Genomic DNA, 17,651 nt, shown 5'->3' with positions numbered 1-17,651 from the left:
TTTTGTTAAAGCAGCATAGTGTATAAACACATGCTTAAATAATCTGTAGAATTTCGTAAAACTGTCATACAGTTGCACTAATGTCTTTCAATTTTCAGCCACTGTATGAATACACCTTCACTGTACCGGATCTTTCTCACCTTCCTGCAACTGGGCTGTATGGCATTTGGTGGACCGGCAGCACATCTGGTGTTTTTTCACCGTAAATTTGTCGACCAGTTACAGTGGTTAAATGCGACACAATATGGTCAGCTGGTTGCATTAGCGCAGCTTTTGCCCGGCCCAAGCAGCAGTCAGGTAGGCCTTTCAATTGGCTATCTGCAAAGGGGTTATGCTGGGGCATTCATGGCCTGGCTTGGGTTTACCTTACCTTCAGCGCTTTTGATGAGCTTGATCGCCGTACTTGGTCAGTACTATTTCCATATTCTAAACTCAAACAGCTTTCATAGCATTCAATTGATCGTTTTTTCTGTAATCGTCTGGGCATTCTGGCAAATGCTCAATAGCTTCTGCAAGAGCATCTGGCAATATGTACTGGTCTTCATTTCCGTCCTGATTCTGAGCTTCATTAGTATCAGTTTGAACCAGCTACTGGTCATTATTTTAGGGGCAGTTTTTGGCCTCGTAATGGCAAAATTTTCCAATTCTCCTCAGGAAAATAAGCCTGCTTCAAATTCATCTACCATTCACTCAAGCTATATTCGGCCACGTCATGCACCTTACTGGTTCATCGCATTTTTATTACCATTTTTTCTGATTCCTATACTAGTCAAATCTGGTTCTTGGCCTGAACTCGCATTTTTTGCTGATTTCTATCAAACTGGCTCATTGGTCTTTGGTGGCGGGCATGTCATTCTGCCTTTGCTGCATCAGGACTTTGTGGCGACCAATTTACTTTCGCCCCAATCTTTCGATCTAGGTTATGCGTTTGTTCAACTGATGCCGGGTCCATTATTTAGCTTTGCCAGCTATGTCGGTGCTCTGTTACCTTGGACAGGCTCATCCTGGCTTAACGCACTGTTAGCAACCTGTGCCATTTTCCTTCCTTCATTTTTTCTGATTTTTGCTACTTTGCCTTATTGGTCATGGTTAATGCAGCAACGTATTATTTTTCAGGCGGTGAGCGGGATTAATGCGGCAGTGGTCGGACTGCTTTTATATTTGCTGATTGATCTCTCTCAGGCATATTTTCGTTCCTGGTCTGATCTGTTTTTTGTCATCGTGATGATTTTACTGTTACGCTTGAAATTACCAGTCTGGTTCAGCCTGATTGCCGGATTTATCCTATATCAAAGCTATCTTAATGTTGTGTCATTCTAACCATTTAAACCCATAAAAAAGCCCCGAACCAGTCGGGGCTTTTGCTCAAGTCTTACCAGATATCTGATTTAACTTTATCTTTAAATTTCGGATGATCATCGAGCTTAAACTCTGGTTGCTCGATGCCACGTTTCAGCTGACCGGTATAGTCCTTGAGCAGCATCAAAATAAATGGCATCAGCAGTACAATCGCAATCAGGTTAATACTGGCCATGACGCCCATGAACAGGTCCGCCATATTCCAGATCAACGGTACACTGGCAATCGAGCCGAAATACACCATAAACAATACCAGCAACCGGAAAATAAACATGACCTTGCTGTTATTATTGATGAACTGAATATTTCCTTCTGCATAGGCATAGTTACCAATGATAGAAGAATAGGCAAACAGGAACAGAATCAAGGCCAGGAAGTCATCGCCCCAAGCACCAATCTGGCTTTCAAGCGCCATCTGGGTCAAGGTCACGCCTTCAAAACCGGCATTTTCATATAGGCCAGAAACCAGAATCACGATAGCGGTACATGAACACACAACGAAGGTATCTACAAATACGCCAAGCATTTGAACCAGACCCTGATTCACCGGATGTTTCACGTCAGAGGCAGCCGCCGCATTCGGTGCTGAACCCATCCCCGCTTCATTCGAAAATAAACCGCGCTTAATCCCCATCATCATGGCCATCGAGATCATGGCACCGAAGAAACCGCCTGCAGCTGCTTCAAACTCAAATGCTTTGCTAAAGATCAGCTGAAAAATAGACGGCAACATATCGTAATTGATGACGGCGATATATAAAGCTACACCCAGATAAAGAACTGCCATGAAAGGGACCACCCCTTCAGCAACTTTTGCAATCCGTTTGATCCCGCCAAAAATAATCATGGCCGTAATCAAGACCAAGACCAGACCAATCCAGGAAACTTCCAGATCGAAACCACCTAATGGCAACATCAGATTGGCTTCATTCCAGCCCCAGGCATGTGAGGTTGCACCCGTAATGGCATTGGCCTGCACGGCATTGAACACAAAGCCATAGGTCGTAATCAGTGCAATTGCAAAGACAATTCCCAGCCATTTCTGTTTAAGACCCTGAGTAATGTAATACGCAGGTCCACCACGGAATTGCTGATTCTTGTTATCCCGAACTTTAAACAACTGGGCTAATGATGATTCTACAAAAGCAGAACTCATTCCCAGAAATGCAGTAAACCACATCCAGAACACAGCACCTGGACCACCGACAGCAATCGCAATGGCAACACCTGCAACATTACCCACACCGACCCGGCTAGCCAGACCTGTTACAAAGGCCTGAAACGGCGTAATACCATGGTCATCATCGACCTTGCCACGACTACGTTTCATGACTTTGATACTGTGCCAGAATAAACGGATCTGTACTGCACCGGTCATGATCGTATACAAAATACCGACTGCGACTAGAAACACCACCAAAAAGTCCCAGAGTGGACCATTTAAGGCATCGACCCAGCCCAGTAAGGTTTCATTTAGCTGATCATTCATGTCATATCCTTATGAGCTTATGACTCATTATCAAGCTTAAAATTAGACGAAAAATTTCAAGATCATCTGGATGATCGTGGCATTAATCAAGTCAACGAAGAAAGCACCACATAATGGAACGATCAGAAAGGCTTTATGCGAAGCGCCATACATATTGGTAATCGCCTGCATATTGGCAACAGCCGTTGGGGTTGCACCCATCCCAAAACCACAGTGACCTGCAGCAAGTACTGCGGCATCGTAGTTTTTGCCCATCACCCGGAAAGTGACAAATGCTGCATATAAAGCCATAGTCAAGGTCTGTGCACCGAGAATCACCATCAATGGTCCTGCCAGATCCGCCAGTTGCCATAATTTTAATGACAGCAGCGCCATGGCCAGATAAAGCGACAATGAAGCATTACCAAACACATCAATCGCACGGTCGAAGATCTGGATTTTCAGGATACCTTCCAGCACGTTACGCAAAATCACGCCGCCAGCCAGTGCCCATACAAAGGTTGGCAGTTCAAATACTGTATCTTTACTAAAGCCAGTCATCAGTTCTGCAAATGCCAGACAGCCTGCAAACAGACCAAGTGTGGTAATGGCATTATCGGCAGTGATCAGACGGACACGATGTGGATATTCAAATTGCACATATTCATCTGTCGTGCTGTCCATTGGCGTGTTGTCACGTTTTTCGATCTGCTGATCGGTACGGGCCACAGCAAGATTATGACGGTTAATCAACAGTTTCGCCAAAGGCCCGCCGATAATTCCACCAATAATCAGACCAAAGGTCGCACTTGCCATCCCGAGCGCCAAAGCCCCCTGAATACCGTGCTGAACCTCCATAATTTCACCCCAAGCCCCAGCAGTACCATGTCCACCAGTCAGCGTAATCGAGCCGGCAATCAGACCGATCAGAGGATCAATACCCAGTAAACTTGCCAAGCCCATGCCGACTGCATTTTGTAGTGCAATAAATGTTGAGATAGCGACCAGGAAGATCACCAGTCCGATCCCGCCTTCGCGTAATTTAGCGAAGTTCGCACTCAGACCGATCGAAGCAAAGAAAATCAGCATAAAACTGGTTTGCAGTTCCGCGCTCGTGGTAATGCTGTAGCCCCAGAACGAATGAACCAGCAGAGAGATAACCGCTGCAACCAGACCACCTGCGACAGGTTCAGGAATGTTGTAACGTTTTAGAAAATCGATTTTATCTACCAGAAACCGGCCCAGTAATAGCACAATTACTGCAGCGATCAGGGTATAAAATGCGTTAAAAGTAAAATCCATAATTTTTTTGTCCAAGATGGTTCTGAATTTTTGTCATTCTAAAAGTCGTGTTGCGATTCATTTCCACAGAAGAAAACCTTACATTACCCCATGTAATTGTCATCTACTTCATTCATCCATCGCCTTTAGAATTAACAAAGCATTCCGCATCTGTTTCAAACTTATGAATATCATCGTGATGATCATATTCAGTGAGAGATTTATAAAAGCGAAAAACGGCCTTTTGCTGATTGCATAAGCTACGCCAGATGCGTAAATTCATCTAAACGTGCAACTCATAGCGATAACATCCAGCCTATATTTTTTACTTCTCAACCAGCATGAATTGCTGCATGAGTGCTTTTAACCTAACTGAGTTCATCAAGTCATTTGCAATAAGATATTTCAAATAGAGCTTGACCATGCAATCTTCATTATTTCTTCAAAATGCATGTATTCAACTGAAAAGTCGCACATTATGCTGTTTCTTTGTATAAAGTTTTATTGTTTTTTATTAACTATAGTTAGTGAATATATAAAAAATAATTATAACTTCTTATTTTTTATAGTTTACTACCCCCAAATTTTAATCGAAATAAAATATTAATTGAACGTAAAAACGGATATTTAATTTTATTTTTAAGATTGAATTTTAATCATTCTATTTTGTTCTTAACTTTCCTTTTAGTTCCAGCCATCGATGTTAATTGCTCAAGATATCAGCATCTAAAATATCGGTTGCATGTTTAGAAGGAGTTTTGTTTAAGCATTCAATAAATTTCTTAGGCTATTTATATAACTTCTATATCTCTTAAGTGCATTCTCATTCATGTGATTTTTATTAATCATCATAATTCACTGTGAAACTAAAATTCCCCCTGCCCGACAGAGTTTGTTTGGTTTATAGTCAGTTCACCATCATTAAGGATATGAGATTGGAAATTAGAATGGATCAAAACCTCGTTCATGCTGTAGATCAAACCATTACTTCCCGTCATTCAGTTCGTGCTTTTCTGGATACGCCGGTCAGTACCGACATGCTCAAAGACATTTTGACTGTGGCCAGCCGCGCCCCTTCAGGGACCAATACCCAGCCATGGAAAGTATATGTGCTGACAGGGAAAAAGCGTGATGAGCTGGTGCAGCGTGTCTGTCAGGCGCAAATGGAGCTTTACCAGAATCCGGCACTGGCCGAGCAATATAAAGAAACCTTTGCCTATTATCCCGAACAATGGTTCTCTCCTTATATCGACCGACGCCGTGAAAATGGCTGGGGCTTATATGGTTTGCTGAATATCCAGAAAGGCGAAAAAGAAAAAATGGCGCGCCAGAACCTGCGTAATTTTGAACTGTTTGATGCACCAGTGGGGCTATTCTTCACCTTACATAAAGATTTGGGCGTAGGTTCAAAAATGGATATTTCCATGATGATTCAAAACGTGATGCTGGCTGCCAAGGCACGTGGTCTGGATACCTGTCCGCAGGCTGCCTGGAATCATTTTCATAGCATTGTGCTAGATGTACTGGGAGCAGGTGAAGATGAAGAGCTGGTCTGTGGCATGTCACTAGGCTATGCAGATCCAGACCATATCGTAAATACCTTTATCACCCCACGTGTCCCGGTAGAGGAATTTGCCGTTTTTGTAGATGAATAAGATTTGATAAGCCATGATCCAAGCATCAACTTTGAGCTGCTTGGATTGTCTGACAGAGATATAGAGTTCTTGCAGCTCCTTATTTCTGTTTAACTCTAGGCAGTTCTAATTTCAATACAGATCTAAAGGCTATAACTACAAAGATCGCCATTACCAAGGCCATATTGAATAAAGCATCCCACAGCATAAAGTTCAGCAAAACCCCACCCAACAAACCGCAGGCAAATTGCATACTGCCCATGATCGCACTGGCGGTTCCCGCACGCGCGCCCTGCTCTGCCATGGCCAGCGCCATCGCATTCGGTCCCACAAAACCAATCGAGGCCACAACGACAAATAAGGCCGCCATAACTAGGACAACAGATTCAATATTCAGATAGCCTAAAACCAGTAAAGCCAGGACACCGATTCCCTGTAAAGAAGCACCTAGTTTTAAGCGACTTAATACTGAAAGATATTGAGCCAGATGCTTATTCAGGGTCGAGAACAGCATGATTCCAACGGCATTCCCCCCGAAAGTATAAGCAAACTGCTGCTCGGTCAGATGATAATGATCCATCAGAATGGCTGAAGAAGCGCTGATATAGCAGAACATCACCGCCCCAGAAAAACAGCCCACCAGCATCGGTCGTCTGAAACTTTCATCCTGAAAAATGGTTCGGTATAAACTCAATACCTGTTGCAAATTCAGTTTAAGACGGCGTTCCGGGGGCAAGGTTTCCTGAAAGAAAAAATGCACACAGACCAGACTAAACAAGCCACAGCCCATCAGCACCAAGAAAATAATATTCCACTCAAAGAACATCAGTACCCATGCGCCGAGACTTGGCGCAATAATCGGTGCAATGGTCGTTACAATCATCATGCTGGCAAAGGCCTGTGCAGCCGCCTGCATATCCAGCCGATCACGAATGGTTGCTCGGGCAACCACGACTCCTACACATCCTCCTAAGGCTTGTAATACCCGTGCTGCAATCAGGCTCCATTCATTCTGTGCAAACATACATAACAGGCTGGCCAGAATATACAGACTCAATCCAAAATAAAGCGGTGGCTTACGTCCAATCCGGTCACTGATCGGGCCATATAGCAACTGCCCAACCGCCAGTCCAAGGAAATAAGCTGGCAGACTATTGGAGACCATCTGGGTACTGACACCAAAATCCGCTGCCATTTCTGGCAAGGCAGAGAGATACATATCAATGGATAAAGGACCAAGTGCAGTCAGTGAAGCCAGCAAAATAATCCAGGACATGGCATAAGGTCGTGGTGCTGTCGTATTGGAGTTCATGTAATTAAAGATTTTAATGCGCAGTAGGCAGACAAATTAACATAGCGCATAGTATGATTTACATGGAAATTAAAAGTTATAAATATACTTTTTCTCATATGTATATTCAGCTTTGCAGCAAAGACTGCAAGAGAAAGGATCACCGTTGAAATCTTGGCTCAATCGTCTTAAGCACGCGACTTATAACACGACCCTGATGTATAACCTGCGTATGCTGATCGCTTTTGCAGGCACTGCCTTTGTTCCCTATTTCATGGGACAGCAGTTAATGACTATTCCACTCACCCTTGGAGTGGTGGCCGCAGGTTTAAGCGATATTGATGACCGCTTTTCCGTACGTATCCTGAATCTGTTCTATACCTATTTAGGCTTCTTCATTACCGCAGTGGCAGTCTATCTGTTATTTCCTTATCCGCTGCTGTTTGCTTCTGCCCTCATTGTTTCTTGTATTGTCCTGATTCTGCTTGGCTCGCTTGGTCGACGTTATGCCACGATTTCCTATGGCTGTCTGGTGATTTCTGTCTATTCCATGCTGGGGGTTGAACTTTTTGATGGATGGTATCAGCAGGCAAGCTTGCTGCTGATTGGTGCGGTCTGGTATGGCTTTTTGTCGACCCTCAGCTTTCTACTGTTTCCTGCGCGACGTGCACAGGATAATCTGGCCAAATGCTATGCCTCATTGGGTGATTTCCTCTATGCCAAGTCGAATCTGTTCGATGTCGATATGACTGCAAAAAGTTATCAGCAAAGTATGATCGAGCTATCACTGGAAAATGGCAAACTGATTTCAATTTTTAATGAAATGAAGACTGTCCTTTTGACCCGCCTGAAAGGTGACCGGGGTCAGAAAGATACTCGTCGTAGCCTGCAATATTATTTTGTGGCACAAGATATTCACGAGCGTGCCGATTCTGCGCATATTGATTATCAGAAACTGGCCAAGATTTTTGAACACAGCGACGTTTTGTTCCGTTTTCAGCGCATCCTGTCGATTCAGGGCAAAGCCTGTAAAGACCTGAGTGAAAGCATTCAGCAACGCAAAACCTATAAACATAATAAACGCTTCAAACATGCCTTTGAAAACCTGAGATTGTCCCTGGAAAAATTGCGTACAGAACAGCAGTATGATCAGGTCTGGATCAATGCCCTGTTTGCTTTATTCCAGAACCTAAAATCTATTGATGCGCAGTTACGCAACCTGGAAACTGAACGTAATATCAAATTTGATCGTGCTAAACATATTGAAAACCAGCTCAAAGATGACGACCTGAAAGGCTGGGAAGATATCAAGATTCGGGTCAAGCAGCATCTCACGCCTGAATCTGTGTTGTTCCGTCATGCTATTCGTCTGTCGATTGTGCTGCTGATCAGCTATATCTTTGTCCAGCTGACCGATATTCAGTATGGTTACTGGATCCTGCTTACAGCACTATTCGTCAGCCAGCCTAACTTTAATGCTACCAAGCGCCGCTTACGTTTACGTATTGTCGGGACTCTGGCAGGTATTCTTTTGGGATATGCCATTCTGTACTTTATTCCTTCTGTTGAAGGACAATTATTGCTGCTGATTTTGAGTGGGATTCTGTTCTTTGAATTACGCAGTAAACAGTATGCACAGGCCACTGCCTTTATTACCATTCTGGCCCTGATCAACTTTAACCTGGACGGTATGGGCTTTGCCGCAGCTATTCCACGTATGATTGATACCCTGATTGGCTGTGCGATTGCCTGGTTTGGTGTGAGCTTTATCTTTCCAGACTGGAAATTCCGTCGCTTGCCACGCAGCATTAGCCGTAGTCTGCAGGCAGAATGTGACTACTTGAGTGAAGTGATTGAACAGTATAAGTCTGGACGAAATAATGGTCTGACCTACCGCGTGGTACGTCGTGCAGCTCATAATACGGATGCTGAAGTTGCTTCCCTGATTTCGACTTTGGCCACTGAACCTGATTTTGATCCGGTGCAAAAATCACAGGCTTTTGAGTTCCTGTGCCTGAATCATACTTTTATCAGTTATATTGCCGCGCTGGGTGCGCATCGTGAAAAAATTCAGGATCAGGATGTGCTGGACTTGCTGGATCAAGCCCTAGAAAATATTCGTGGTGCCCTGCTCTATGATGAAGTCCCTGACCTAAGCACCCAGAATATGATCCAGAATATCCGTCAGCGTCTGTCACAACAGCAGGAAGAAGACCAGAAACCATTGATCATTTTGCAACAGTTGTCTTTAATGTTTAGTATCTTGAAGCAATTGAGTCAGTTAAAGCAAAGTTTAAGTCACGAACGTGACGAACAGGCCACTGAATTGGCTTCATTATAATTTGGCCGATTTTGGAACAATATACTCACTGAATCAGCACAATTAATGCTAAACTTTTTACAGTTTTAAATCTGTTAATTTCATTATGACCGCGAAAAATTTATACGCTTATACCCTACAGCCTGTGAACTATGAAATTTCAGAAGCTGAGCAGCGTCATGCTCAGCTGATGATCTGGCGTAGTACCAATAAAATTGGCATGAAAGCCTGGCTGATCATGGGTGCTATTGTTGCCTTGTCTATTCTGGGAATTATCCTGATCAAGAACTACTCGACTGTCATCTGCTGGGTAGCGATTGTCTGTGTAGTATTGTATTACCTGATCCGTACTTTCGGTCTGGAATGGTATGTTAAACGCAAGATGAATGAATTTCCGGTACAGGAAATTAAAGGTATCCGTCTGGGCGTACAGCCACATGGTATCGTGATGCGCCAGAAAATGGGCATGCAGGAAGGCGTGGGTGCTATTGGCTGGAAAGACATCTATGAATGGTATAATACGCCGGAATTCATGCTGATCAATTTTAAAGTCAAAGGTCAGCAAGGTGCTTATATCCTGCCTAAACGTTTAGACAGTAAAAACTTCTCTTTCGCGACCATTCGCAAGCATCTGCAAGAAGAAGTGGGCGCACCAAAAGAAATCTAAGACACATCCCGATTTTGAAAGACCTCCTGTTTCGACATGGAGGTTTTTTTATGACTATCTTTTATACGACTCATCGACACAAATGATAATGAGAATAAATATTATCATCATAATCTATAATTTGTTCTGATTCTTCAGTTATAATTTGCCTACTTTTACACATACCACCATAAATCTGACCATCATGTTTAAAAAGACATTTTTCCAAATCCACTGGTTTCTGGGGATTACTGCAGGTTTGATTCTCTCAATTATGGGAGTCACGGGTGCTATTTATTCTTATGAGCCGCAAATCTTAAAATGGATGAATAGCGACAGTTATACTGTACAGGTTCAAGAGCGAGACAAGCTTAGCCCTGCCCAGCTGTATCAGCATTTCCAGAACCAAAACCCTGAAATGAAAATTAACAGTATTACCGTGGCACAGGATCCAAGTGCCTCCAGTACGGTCAATATTGTAAAAGAGGGAGCACGTCGTGGTTATAACATGATGGTCAACCCCTACACGGCTGAAGTATTGCCTGAAATTAAAGGCCGTGAATTCTTCCAGTTTGTACAGCAGTTACATCGTAATTTAACAGTAGGTCCCGTTGGTAAACAGATTACCGGTGCGTGTACCCTGATGCTGATCTTTTTCGTTTTGTCTGGCCTGTATTTACGCTGGCCAAAACGCCATTCAGTGAAGCAGTGGCTAGCTGTGAAGCCGCAACTGAAAGGTCGTAACTTTATCTGGGATCTGCACGCGGTTGTTGGAACCTGGGTCGTGATTTTTTACCTGATCCTGGCGTGTACCGGACTGTACTGGTCTTATGACTGGTGGCGCAATGGTATGTTCAAGGTGCTGGGTGTAGAACGTCCACAACCTGAAATGCAGCAAGGTCAAGGCGGCCGTGGTGGTGAAGAACAAGGTCGTAGTGCTGGCGAATCACGTGGTGAAGGTCAACGTGGTTCTCTTGGTGAACGCGGACAACGTGGTGAAGGCCGTGAAGAAGCTGGCATGAGTCCAGAAAGTATTTCACGTGCACTGGATCAAAGCTGGGCTGGCTTCAGTACTCAATTTGCAGGCAAATATTCAACTGTGACATTTAACCTGCCGAAAAAACCGGATGGTGAAATGCAGTTGAGTTTTGTTGACCCTGTGGCACAGCATGAACGTGCCCGCAACAATGCGACTTATAATTATCGCAGTGCTGAGTTTACCGAAGTCCAGCTCTATGAAGATAAAAAGCTCAATGAAAAAATCATGAGCAGTATGTTACCTGTGCACCGTGGCAGCTTTTTTGGTCCTATTTACCAGTTCCTGGTCATGATTGCTGCATTATTAATGCCATTGTTCTTCGTGACCGGCTGGATGCTCTATCTGAAACGTCGTAAGCAGAAAAAACTTACTCTGGCTGCACGCCAAGGGGCAACTGCCCTGCCTCTGGATCCAAATGCCAAGCCTTGGCTGATTGCGTATGCTTCACAAACGGGTGTCTCTGAACAACTGGCATGGCGCACAGCTACTGCCTTACAGGAAGCACGTCAACCTGTCAGCGTTAAAGCAGTACAGCAACTAAGCCTTGAAGATCTGCAACAGGCAGAACAGGTTCTATTTGTAGCCAGTACTTATGGCACAGGTGAAGCACCTGACCTGGCTTCATCTTTCGAAAAGAAAATTTTGTCTGCCAAAGCGGATCTTAATCATCTCAATTATGCAGTTTTGGCTCTAGGCTCCCAGGAATATCCTGATACCTATTGCAGCTTTGGTCATCGGATCGACCAGTGGTTACAACAGAGTGGTGCCAAGCAGCTCTTCAAGACCATTGAAGTGGATAATGCCAATAATGAGCATATCCAGCAATGGACCAATGCCCTTGCCCATGTGACCCAGTTTGAATTGCAGGATATGGGTATCGATAAAACCTTCGATCAATGGACTTTGAGCAAACGTGAATTGCTGAATCCAGACAGTCTTGGTGCGCCTGCGTTCAATATTGAACTGGTTCCACAGCATGAAGCCGTCTGGCAGGCAGGTGATATTGCCGAAATCCAGCCAGGAAACAGCCCTGAACGTATCCGTGCATTTATAGAGAAATACCGTATTGCCGCGGGTACACAAGTGCCTTCTCTGAAGCAAAGTATCGAACAGGCACTTTGGAATCGTGATTTGACTCAGGTTGATCCTTTTGATTCAGTAGATGAGCTGTTACAGCAATTACCAACTCTTGCTACACGTGAATATTCAATCGCCAGTATTCCAAGTCAGCAAGTGCTACGTCTGGTCGTGCGTCAGCAATCTGATGCACAAGGCCAGTTAGGTCTGGGCTCAGGCTGGTTAACACAGTATACTGCCCTAAATTCACCGATTGCCCTGCGTATTCGCAAGAATGAATCTTTCCATCTGATTGCAGATAACCGTCCGATTATCTGTATTGGTAATGGTACGGGGATCGCAGGTTTGATGAGCTTGCTGAGTGCGCGTAACCGTCAGGACTATACTCAGAACTGGCTCATCTTTGGTGAACGTCAGCGTGCCCATGATTTCTTCTTTGAAGAAACCATTCAGGCCTGGCTGCAAATGGGTACATTAAAACGACTGGACCTTGCTTTCTCTCGTGACCAGCAGGAAAAAGTTTATGTGCATCATAAATTGCGTGAGCAAGCTGAAGAATTGAAACTCTGGGTCGCTCAAGGCGCCGTGATTTATGTGTGTGGTAGCATTAATGGCATGGCCAGCGATGTCGATCAGGCTCTGATTGAAATTCTCGGTGAAAGCACAGTAGATCAATTACGTCTGGATGGTCGTTATCGTCGTGATGTATATTAAGATCAGCTGATCTATAAAAGACCGGGCTTCATGCCCGGTTTTTTATTAATAAGATAGAAGAAGAGATAAGAAGATTAATAAAAATATGAATATCCGAATATCCAGCCAACTTAAACGAAGCCTCAGCCTGATCTTTGGTTTGATCCTTGGCATAAACAGCCTCTGGTTAATAAGTCAGGGACAAAGACATTTCGGTGTTCTTTTGCCAATTTTCATTAGCGTAGCACTGATCCTGTATGCTCTGCTCTTTTCAGGCATTCAACGCTGGAAACAGCATTCCAGATTTAGAATCTGGTTCTGGAACAACCTCTGGGCCGGATTTCTACTCTGGATAATCAGTGTCGCAATCTTCTTCGCTTATATCCAGATGTCCATTCTTTCAAATGAATCTACACAGCCTCCTGCCGCTATTCTGGTTTTAGGTAGCGGGATTACGAATGGACAGCCCTCACCCATCTTAAAAAGCCGTCTGGATACTGCAGCTAAATATGCAGCACACTATCCAGATGCTTTAATGATTATGACAGGTGGGCGTAATTATCGGGAAAGGCAAAGTGAGGCTGAAGTCATGCAACACTATATCCACACCACCTACCCAGAACTCATCAATCCTATCCAACTTGAAGATCGAAGCAGAAGTACTGCTCAAAACCTGATGTATTCTCAAGTGATATTGGAACAACAAAATATAAGTCAAAATGATCCGATTGCGATTGCAACCAGTGATTTTCATAGTCCCCGTGCACGCGCCATTGCCAGACACCAAGGTTATCCGCAAGTGATTAGTTTGAGTGCCAGCACTCCCCTTTATCTGCGCTATAACTCCTGGTTAAGAGAATATTTTGCCTTTTTGAGTGGCTGGTTGCTCAATGAATATTCACTATCTGAATAAGTGACTTAAGCATTAAATTAATTTAAACGGATATGCCTTGGCGAAGGAATCGCTGGATTTTTGAATAGTTCAGGTTTCTGTACATAGACCTGATACAGGTAATTTTTAAGATCCAGCAAAAGTTTTTCAGGCGCGACCAGAATATTCTGCCCTTCCGGTGTCAGATCCAATGACACAATAGTGCTTTCCTGACGTAAGAAAGGAATGACCTTTTCAACAAAATCTTTGAGGGTAATTTCCTGAATCTGGTAATTGGCCCAGTTATCTTTAATGAGTAGTCTGGCCAGACCTTTGCTTTGCCAGGTCGCGAAAGCACGCTGTCCTGTCGGCGTGGCACATAAAGCCCAGCCCTCTTGGTAAAGTGCAAAAATGCCACCTTGGGCAACAATAGCTTCAATAAAATTTTTATAAACTTGTAGCGGATCGTAGGCGGTATTTTGCGATTTGATCGCTGCCTTGCGCTGATATGGATTTCTCATAGTCTGAAATCTTCAAATTATTATAGACTTCGAATTCTATGAAATATTCAGGATTTAGGCAAGAAAGATATGGTGGGCGCTGACGGGATCGAACCGCCGACATTCTGCTTGTAAGGCAGACGCTCTACCAACTGAGCTAAGCGCCCTGAGGAATAAAAACAACACTGTTGTTTTTATGACGCAAGAAAGAAAATCTTGCTTGAAACACATTTTTCACATCAGGGAATGAAAAATGGCGCAGCGGACGGGACTCGAACCCGCGACCCCCGGCGTGACAGGCCGGTATTCTAACCAACTGAACTACCGCTGCATCGCGTATATCTTTAGAAGATATGGTGGGCGCTGACGGGATCGAACCGCCGACATTCTGCTTGTAAGGCAGACGCTCTACCAACTGAGCTAAGCGCCCTTAAAGGGTCAAACTGTTTGATTCTTAGGATGGCGCAGCGGACGGGACTCGAACCCGCGACCCCCGGCGTGACAGGCCGGTATTCTAACCAACTGAACTACCGCTGCATCACAAAAAATCTGGTGGGCGCTGACGGGATCGAACCGCCGACATTCTGCTTGTAAGGCAGACGCTCTACCAACTGAGCTAAGCGCCCTCAAAAGGTCTATCATGTAAATGGCGCAGCGGACGGGACTCGAACCCGCGACCCCCGGCGTGACAGGCCGGTATTCTAACCAACTGAACTACCGCTGCACTTACACAATGTCGCTATTGTGGCAAACGATTTATCAAGAACTTAAAGTGGCGCAGCGGACGGGACTCGAACCCGCGACCCCCGGCGTGACAGGCCGGTATTCTAACCAACTGAACTACCGCTGCACTATAAGTGTCTCAACTTTGAAAGAAGCTTGGTGGGCGCTGACGGGATCGAACCGCCGACATTCTGCTTGTAAGGCAGACGCTCTACCAACTGAGCTAAGCGCCCTTTCAAATCGACTTCATCGCTTGATGAGGTGCATTATAGAGAATCTTCACAGACTGTCAAACGCTTTTCTGACTGTTTTCTGCTTTTTCGGTGTGAGTGATTAAAAAATAGGTTGATTGTTAAAAAAAACAACACTTTTTGTTTATTTTTTAAGTCTATACCGATTTTCTAAGGACACTCTCTGAAACTAAAAGCTGAATTTTTACGGTTTTACTCATGAAAATTGAGACCAGAACATGCAACAGACTTCAGTATTGCTGAAAGATTATACAAAGCCCAGCTCACCGCAACGTTGTGATCCTGTAATCTTTATTTTAAAAGCTTGCAGCCTTGTAAGAACAAATTGATGACTTTTATTTGCAGACTATAAATCATGTTTCTAACTCTATTTGTCTATAAAAGTAGAGTACCTAGAAGATCGATGACCTCATCTATTTTCTTTTATTTAAATAGAAGATATTTCAATTAATTTTAAATCATCCACAAATTTTCTTATGTCATTTAAGTCATTTAAACAGTCAGATTCAGCGGCTGTTCTGAAATATAGACCAGTGCATCTTCATTCACCAGTTCAAACAGCTCGGCCACATCCGTATTCCGCATGCGGATACAGCCATGTGACATTGCAATACCCATCGGCTCAGAATCAGGCGTACCATGAATATAGATATAACGTTGGTAAGTATCACAACCCTCGCCCTGGTTAAAACCTTCTTCAAGCCCACTTAGCCATAAGATCCGGCTGAGAATCCAGTCTCGCTGCGGGAATTGCTGTGCCAGTTCTGCATTATAAATTTCACCTGTCGCTTGACGGGCAATAAACACACTATTTAAAGGTGTCTGCTGGCCAAACTTTTCAGCGACTTTATGCCATCCACGAGGCGTCTTGCCACTATTTTCTGCTTCACCTATGCCATTCTTACCCGTAGAAATCAGGTACTGCTTATTATATTTTGGCAAATATAGTTTTTGTTGGGCGAGATCAATCAGGATTTCTGCCTGATCCAGCTGCAAATGGCTCATGACTTCTCTTTCTCTGTCTTGATAGTTTCTAGTTCTACTTTCTTTGTGGCCATGTGTTCTGGATGGATTATGTCCTGAACTGGTTCGGGTCGACGCCATAACCAGATCGCCACAATCAGCATGGTCACATCAGTAAAGATTTTGACTGCCAGCGGTGCTGTCGTAAATAACATGATAATGCCACTGATGAACATCATGATACTGGCCAGCCATTTGGCCTTGCGTGGCACAGTACCATTGGCACGCCAGGCTCTTAAAGTCGGACCATATTTTGGATGATTCAGCAGCCATGCATCCATCTGTGGCCAGCCTTTGGATGCCGCCCAAGCCGCCAGAATTAAAAATACTGTAGTTGGCATGCCGGGCAAGATTGCGCCGATAAAACCCAGTACGACAAATAGTACGACCAGGCTTCGCCAAAACAATATTTTCATAAATCGGTCCTACCCACAAAATTAGGGGTAGTATAAAGTGTTTTTAAAATCTGTCCGTTGTATTTGTGCACTTTTCACAGGATGTGCTATGCCCTTTTCCAGTCTAAATCATCATCTTGTAGAAGCATGGCAATATTATCAGCATCCTTTGGTGCGGCAACTGGCATTTGCTGTCGGTAGTCCAAACCTTCTGTCTCAAATTCCAGACGAACTTGAAGTCGTCCATGCTTTTGACTTACATGATTCTGAGACTTGGCAACATCACCTGCAAAATTATCATCCACGTCTGAAATATCTGGACCGGCATCCAGAAGAGCTGGAGCAATTCGTGCAGCAGCTTAAAAGCACCCGGCTGGGTTTGCGCTTTGAAATGCTGGTCTGGTTCTGGCTGCTGGATGATGCCTATCATCCTTATAAGCTTTTAGGTCATAGCATTCAGAAAATTGACGGCGCTAAAACACTGGGTGAACTGGATTTTCTGTTATTCAATACAGAGGCTGGTCTGACTGAACATTGGGAAGTGGCGCTGAAATACTACCTCGCAGAAGCCGATTTTAGCCTGCCAAACTGGTATGGCCTAAACCGCACCGATACTTTAATCCGTAAAATGAAGCATTTTACCCAGAAACAGTTTCAGTTTGATGAGGCTCTGGATCAGCAGATTGAGCAGCGTTTCTGCATGTTAAAAGGCCAGCTTTATCTTCCAGTGCATCGTACAGATCAGACCTTACCTGGCTGGGTCAATACCCAACGTCGCATAGGCTTATGGGGTCAGCAGATTCCCGACCCAGCGGCTAATTTCTATCGTTTGCAACGTCATGAATGGATTTATCCCAATGCCCAGATCAGCAGTTCAAGTCCCTATTGGTGGACAAATGGACTTTATAAAAAGGCTGATCAAGAGGATTTTTATATGTATCGCAGCCCGCTTCTACTACCCTTTCCTGCGCATAAACCCTTTTAAAACATTACATTTATTAACCGAAGCACTATGAAAACCACATATTTTTTATGTCGTATATTTTCTAATCTTAGTTCCACATCATAAAAATTTTATTA

13 protein-coding genes and 8 tRNA genes are annotated in these 17,651 nt (G+C 44.0%); 7 read left to right on the top strand and 14 right to left on the bottom strand.

The window, feature by feature from the left end; translation table 11 throughout:
* The first annotated feature begins 105 nt into the window (after positions 1-105).
* The gene (gene chrA / locus FTU46_RS12030; protein ID WP_180105061.1) at positions 106-1,320 is read left to right on the top strand and encodes a chromate efflux transporter; all 1,215 of its coding nucleotides are present in this window, start codon (positions 106-108) and stop codon (positions 1,318-1,320) included.
* Between the two features lie 52 nt (positions 1,321-1,372).
* Here chrA and FTU46_RS12025 read toward each other — a convergent pair whose 3' ends face one another.
* Positions 1,373-2,848, bottom strand: a complete 1,476-nt coding sequence (locus FTU46_RS12025; protein ID WP_159123382.1) for a sodium:alanine symporter family protein — start codon at positions 2,846-2,848, stop codon at positions 1,373-1,375.
* Between the two features lie 42 nt (positions 2,849-2,890).
* The gene (gene gltS / locus FTU46_RS12020; protein ID WP_180105060.1) at positions 2,891-4,129 is read right to left on the bottom strand and encodes a sodium/glutamate symporter; all 1,239 of its coding nucleotides are present in this window, start codon (positions 4,127-4,129) and stop codon (positions 2,891-2,893) included.
* Positions 4,130-5,055: 926 nt separating this feature from the next.
* Here gltS and FTU46_RS12015 point away from each other — a divergent pair.
* Positions 5,056-5,763, top strand: a complete 708-nt coding sequence (locus FTU46_RS12015; protein ID WP_159123381.1) for a nitroreductase — start codon at positions 5,056-5,058, stop codon at positions 5,761-5,763.
* A gap of 79 nt (positions 5,764-5,842) precedes the next feature.
* Here FTU46_RS12015 and FTU46_RS12010 read toward each other — a convergent pair whose 3' ends face one another.
* Positions 5,843-7,054: a multidrug effflux MFS transporter gene (locus FTU46_RS12010; RefSeq protein ID WP_180105059.1), complete on the bottom strand. Its 1,212-nt coding sequence runs from the start codon at positions 7,052-7,054 to the stop codon at positions 5,843-5,845.
* A gap of 145 nt (positions 7,055-7,199) precedes the next feature.
* On the opposite strand from FTU46_RS12010, the gene yccS reads away from it, so the two are divergent.
* The 4 genes from yccS (at position 7,200) to FTU46_RS11990 (ending at position 13,721) form a co-directional block, all read left to right on the top strand.
* Complete coding sequence (gene yccS / locus FTU46_RS12005; RefSeq protein ID WP_159123379.1) at positions 7,200-9,374, top strand: YccS family putative transporter; 2,175 nt, start codon at positions 7,200-7,202, stop codon at positions 9,372-9,374.
* 85 nt (positions 9,375-9,459) lie between these two features.
* Complete coding sequence (locus tag FTU46_RS12000; protein WP_004784963.1) at positions 9,460-10,020, top strand: YcxB family protein; 561 nt, start codon at positions 9,460-9,462, stop codon at positions 10,018-10,020.
* A 184-nt stretch (positions 10,021-10,204) separates the two neighbouring features.
* Positions 10,205-12,829 (top strand): sulfite reductase flavoprotein subunit alpha, encoded by a 2,625-nt coding sequence (locus FTU46_RS11995; RefSeq protein ID WP_180105058.1) that lies wholly within the window; start codon positions 10,205-10,207, stop codon positions 12,827-12,829.
* A 97-nt stretch (positions 12,830-12,926) separates the two neighbouring features.
* Positions 12,927-13,721, top strand: a complete 795-nt coding sequence (locus tag FTU46_RS11990) for a YdcF family protein (protein ID WP_180105069.1) — start codon at positions 12,927-12,929, stop codon at positions 13,719-13,721.
* Between the two features lie 17 nt (positions 13,722-13,738).
* Here FTU46_RS11990 and FTU46_RS11985 read toward each other — a convergent pair whose 3' ends face one another.
* The 11 genes from FTU46_RS11985 to FTU46_RS11935 form a co-directional block, all read right to left on the bottom strand.
* Positions 13,739-14,200, bottom strand: a complete 462-nt coding sequence (locus FTU46_RS11985) for a DUF2750 domain-containing protein (RefSeq protein ID WP_004784968.1) — start codon at positions 14,198-14,200, stop codon at positions 13,739-13,741.
* A 70-nt stretch (positions 14,201-14,270) separates the two neighbouring features.
* Positions 14,271-14,346, bottom strand: a tRNA-Val gene (locus FTU46_RS11980).
* An 87-nt stretch (positions 14,347-14,433) separates the two neighbouring features.
* Positions 14,434-14,510, bottom strand: a tRNA-Asp gene (locus FTU46_RS11975).
* Positions 14,511-14,533: 23 nt separating this feature from the next.
* A tRNA-Val gene (locus FTU46_RS11970) sits at positions 14,534-14,609 on the bottom strand.
* 30 nt (positions 14,610-14,639) lie between these two features.
* Positions 14,640-14,716: transfer RNA gene (locus FTU46_RS11965), tRNA-Asp, on the bottom strand.
* Positions 14,717-14,729: 13 nt separating this feature from the next.
* Positions 14,730-14,805 (bottom strand) — tRNA-Val (locus FTU46_RS11960).
* A 21-nt stretch (positions 14,806-14,826) separates the two neighbouring features.
* Positions 14,827-14,903 (bottom strand) — tRNA-Asp (locus tag FTU46_RS11955).
* A gap of 49 nt (positions 14,904-14,952) precedes the next feature.
* Positions 14,953-15,029 (bottom strand) — tRNA-Asp (locus FTU46_RS11950).
* A 30-nt stretch (positions 15,030-15,059) separates the two neighbouring features.
* Positions 15,060-15,135 (bottom strand) — tRNA-Val (locus FTU46_RS11945).
* Between the two features lie 510 nt (positions 15,136-15,645).
* Entirely contained in the window at positions 15,646-16,158 is a 513-nt protein-coding gene (elsL, locus tag FTU46_RS11940; protein WP_159123377.1) for a cell wall-recycling L,D-carboxypeptidase ElsL, read from the bottom strand.
* The gene (locus FTU46_RS11935; protein ID WP_125278257.1) at positions 16,155-16,592 is read right to left on the bottom strand and encodes a YbaN family protein; all 438 of its coding nucleotides are present in this window, start codon (positions 16,590-16,592) and stop codon (positions 16,155-16,157) included. The genes elsL and FTU46_RS11935 overlap by 4 nt, the downstream gene beginning before the upstream one ends.
* Before the next feature lie 88 nt (positions 16,593-16,680).
* Here FTU46_RS11935 and FTU46_RS11930 point away from each other — a divergent pair, with 88 nt between their 5' ends.
* Positions 16,681-17,556: a DUF1853 family protein gene (locus tag FTU46_RS11930; protein ID WP_180105057.1), complete on the top strand. Its 876-nt coding sequence runs from the start codon at positions 16,681-16,683 to the stop codon at positions 17,554-17,556.
* Positions 17,557-17,651 lie beyond the last annotated feature (95 nt).

Origin of the sequence: Acinetobacter sp. YH12108 (assembly GCF_013419055.1) — a bacterium.
Classification (GTDB): domain Bacteria; phylum Pseudomonadota; class Gammaproteobacteria; order Pseudomonadales; family Moraxellaceae; genus Acinetobacter.
The sequence above is the reverse complement of the archived record's forward strand: the minus strand, read 5'-3'. Positions and strand labels throughout refer to the sequence as shown.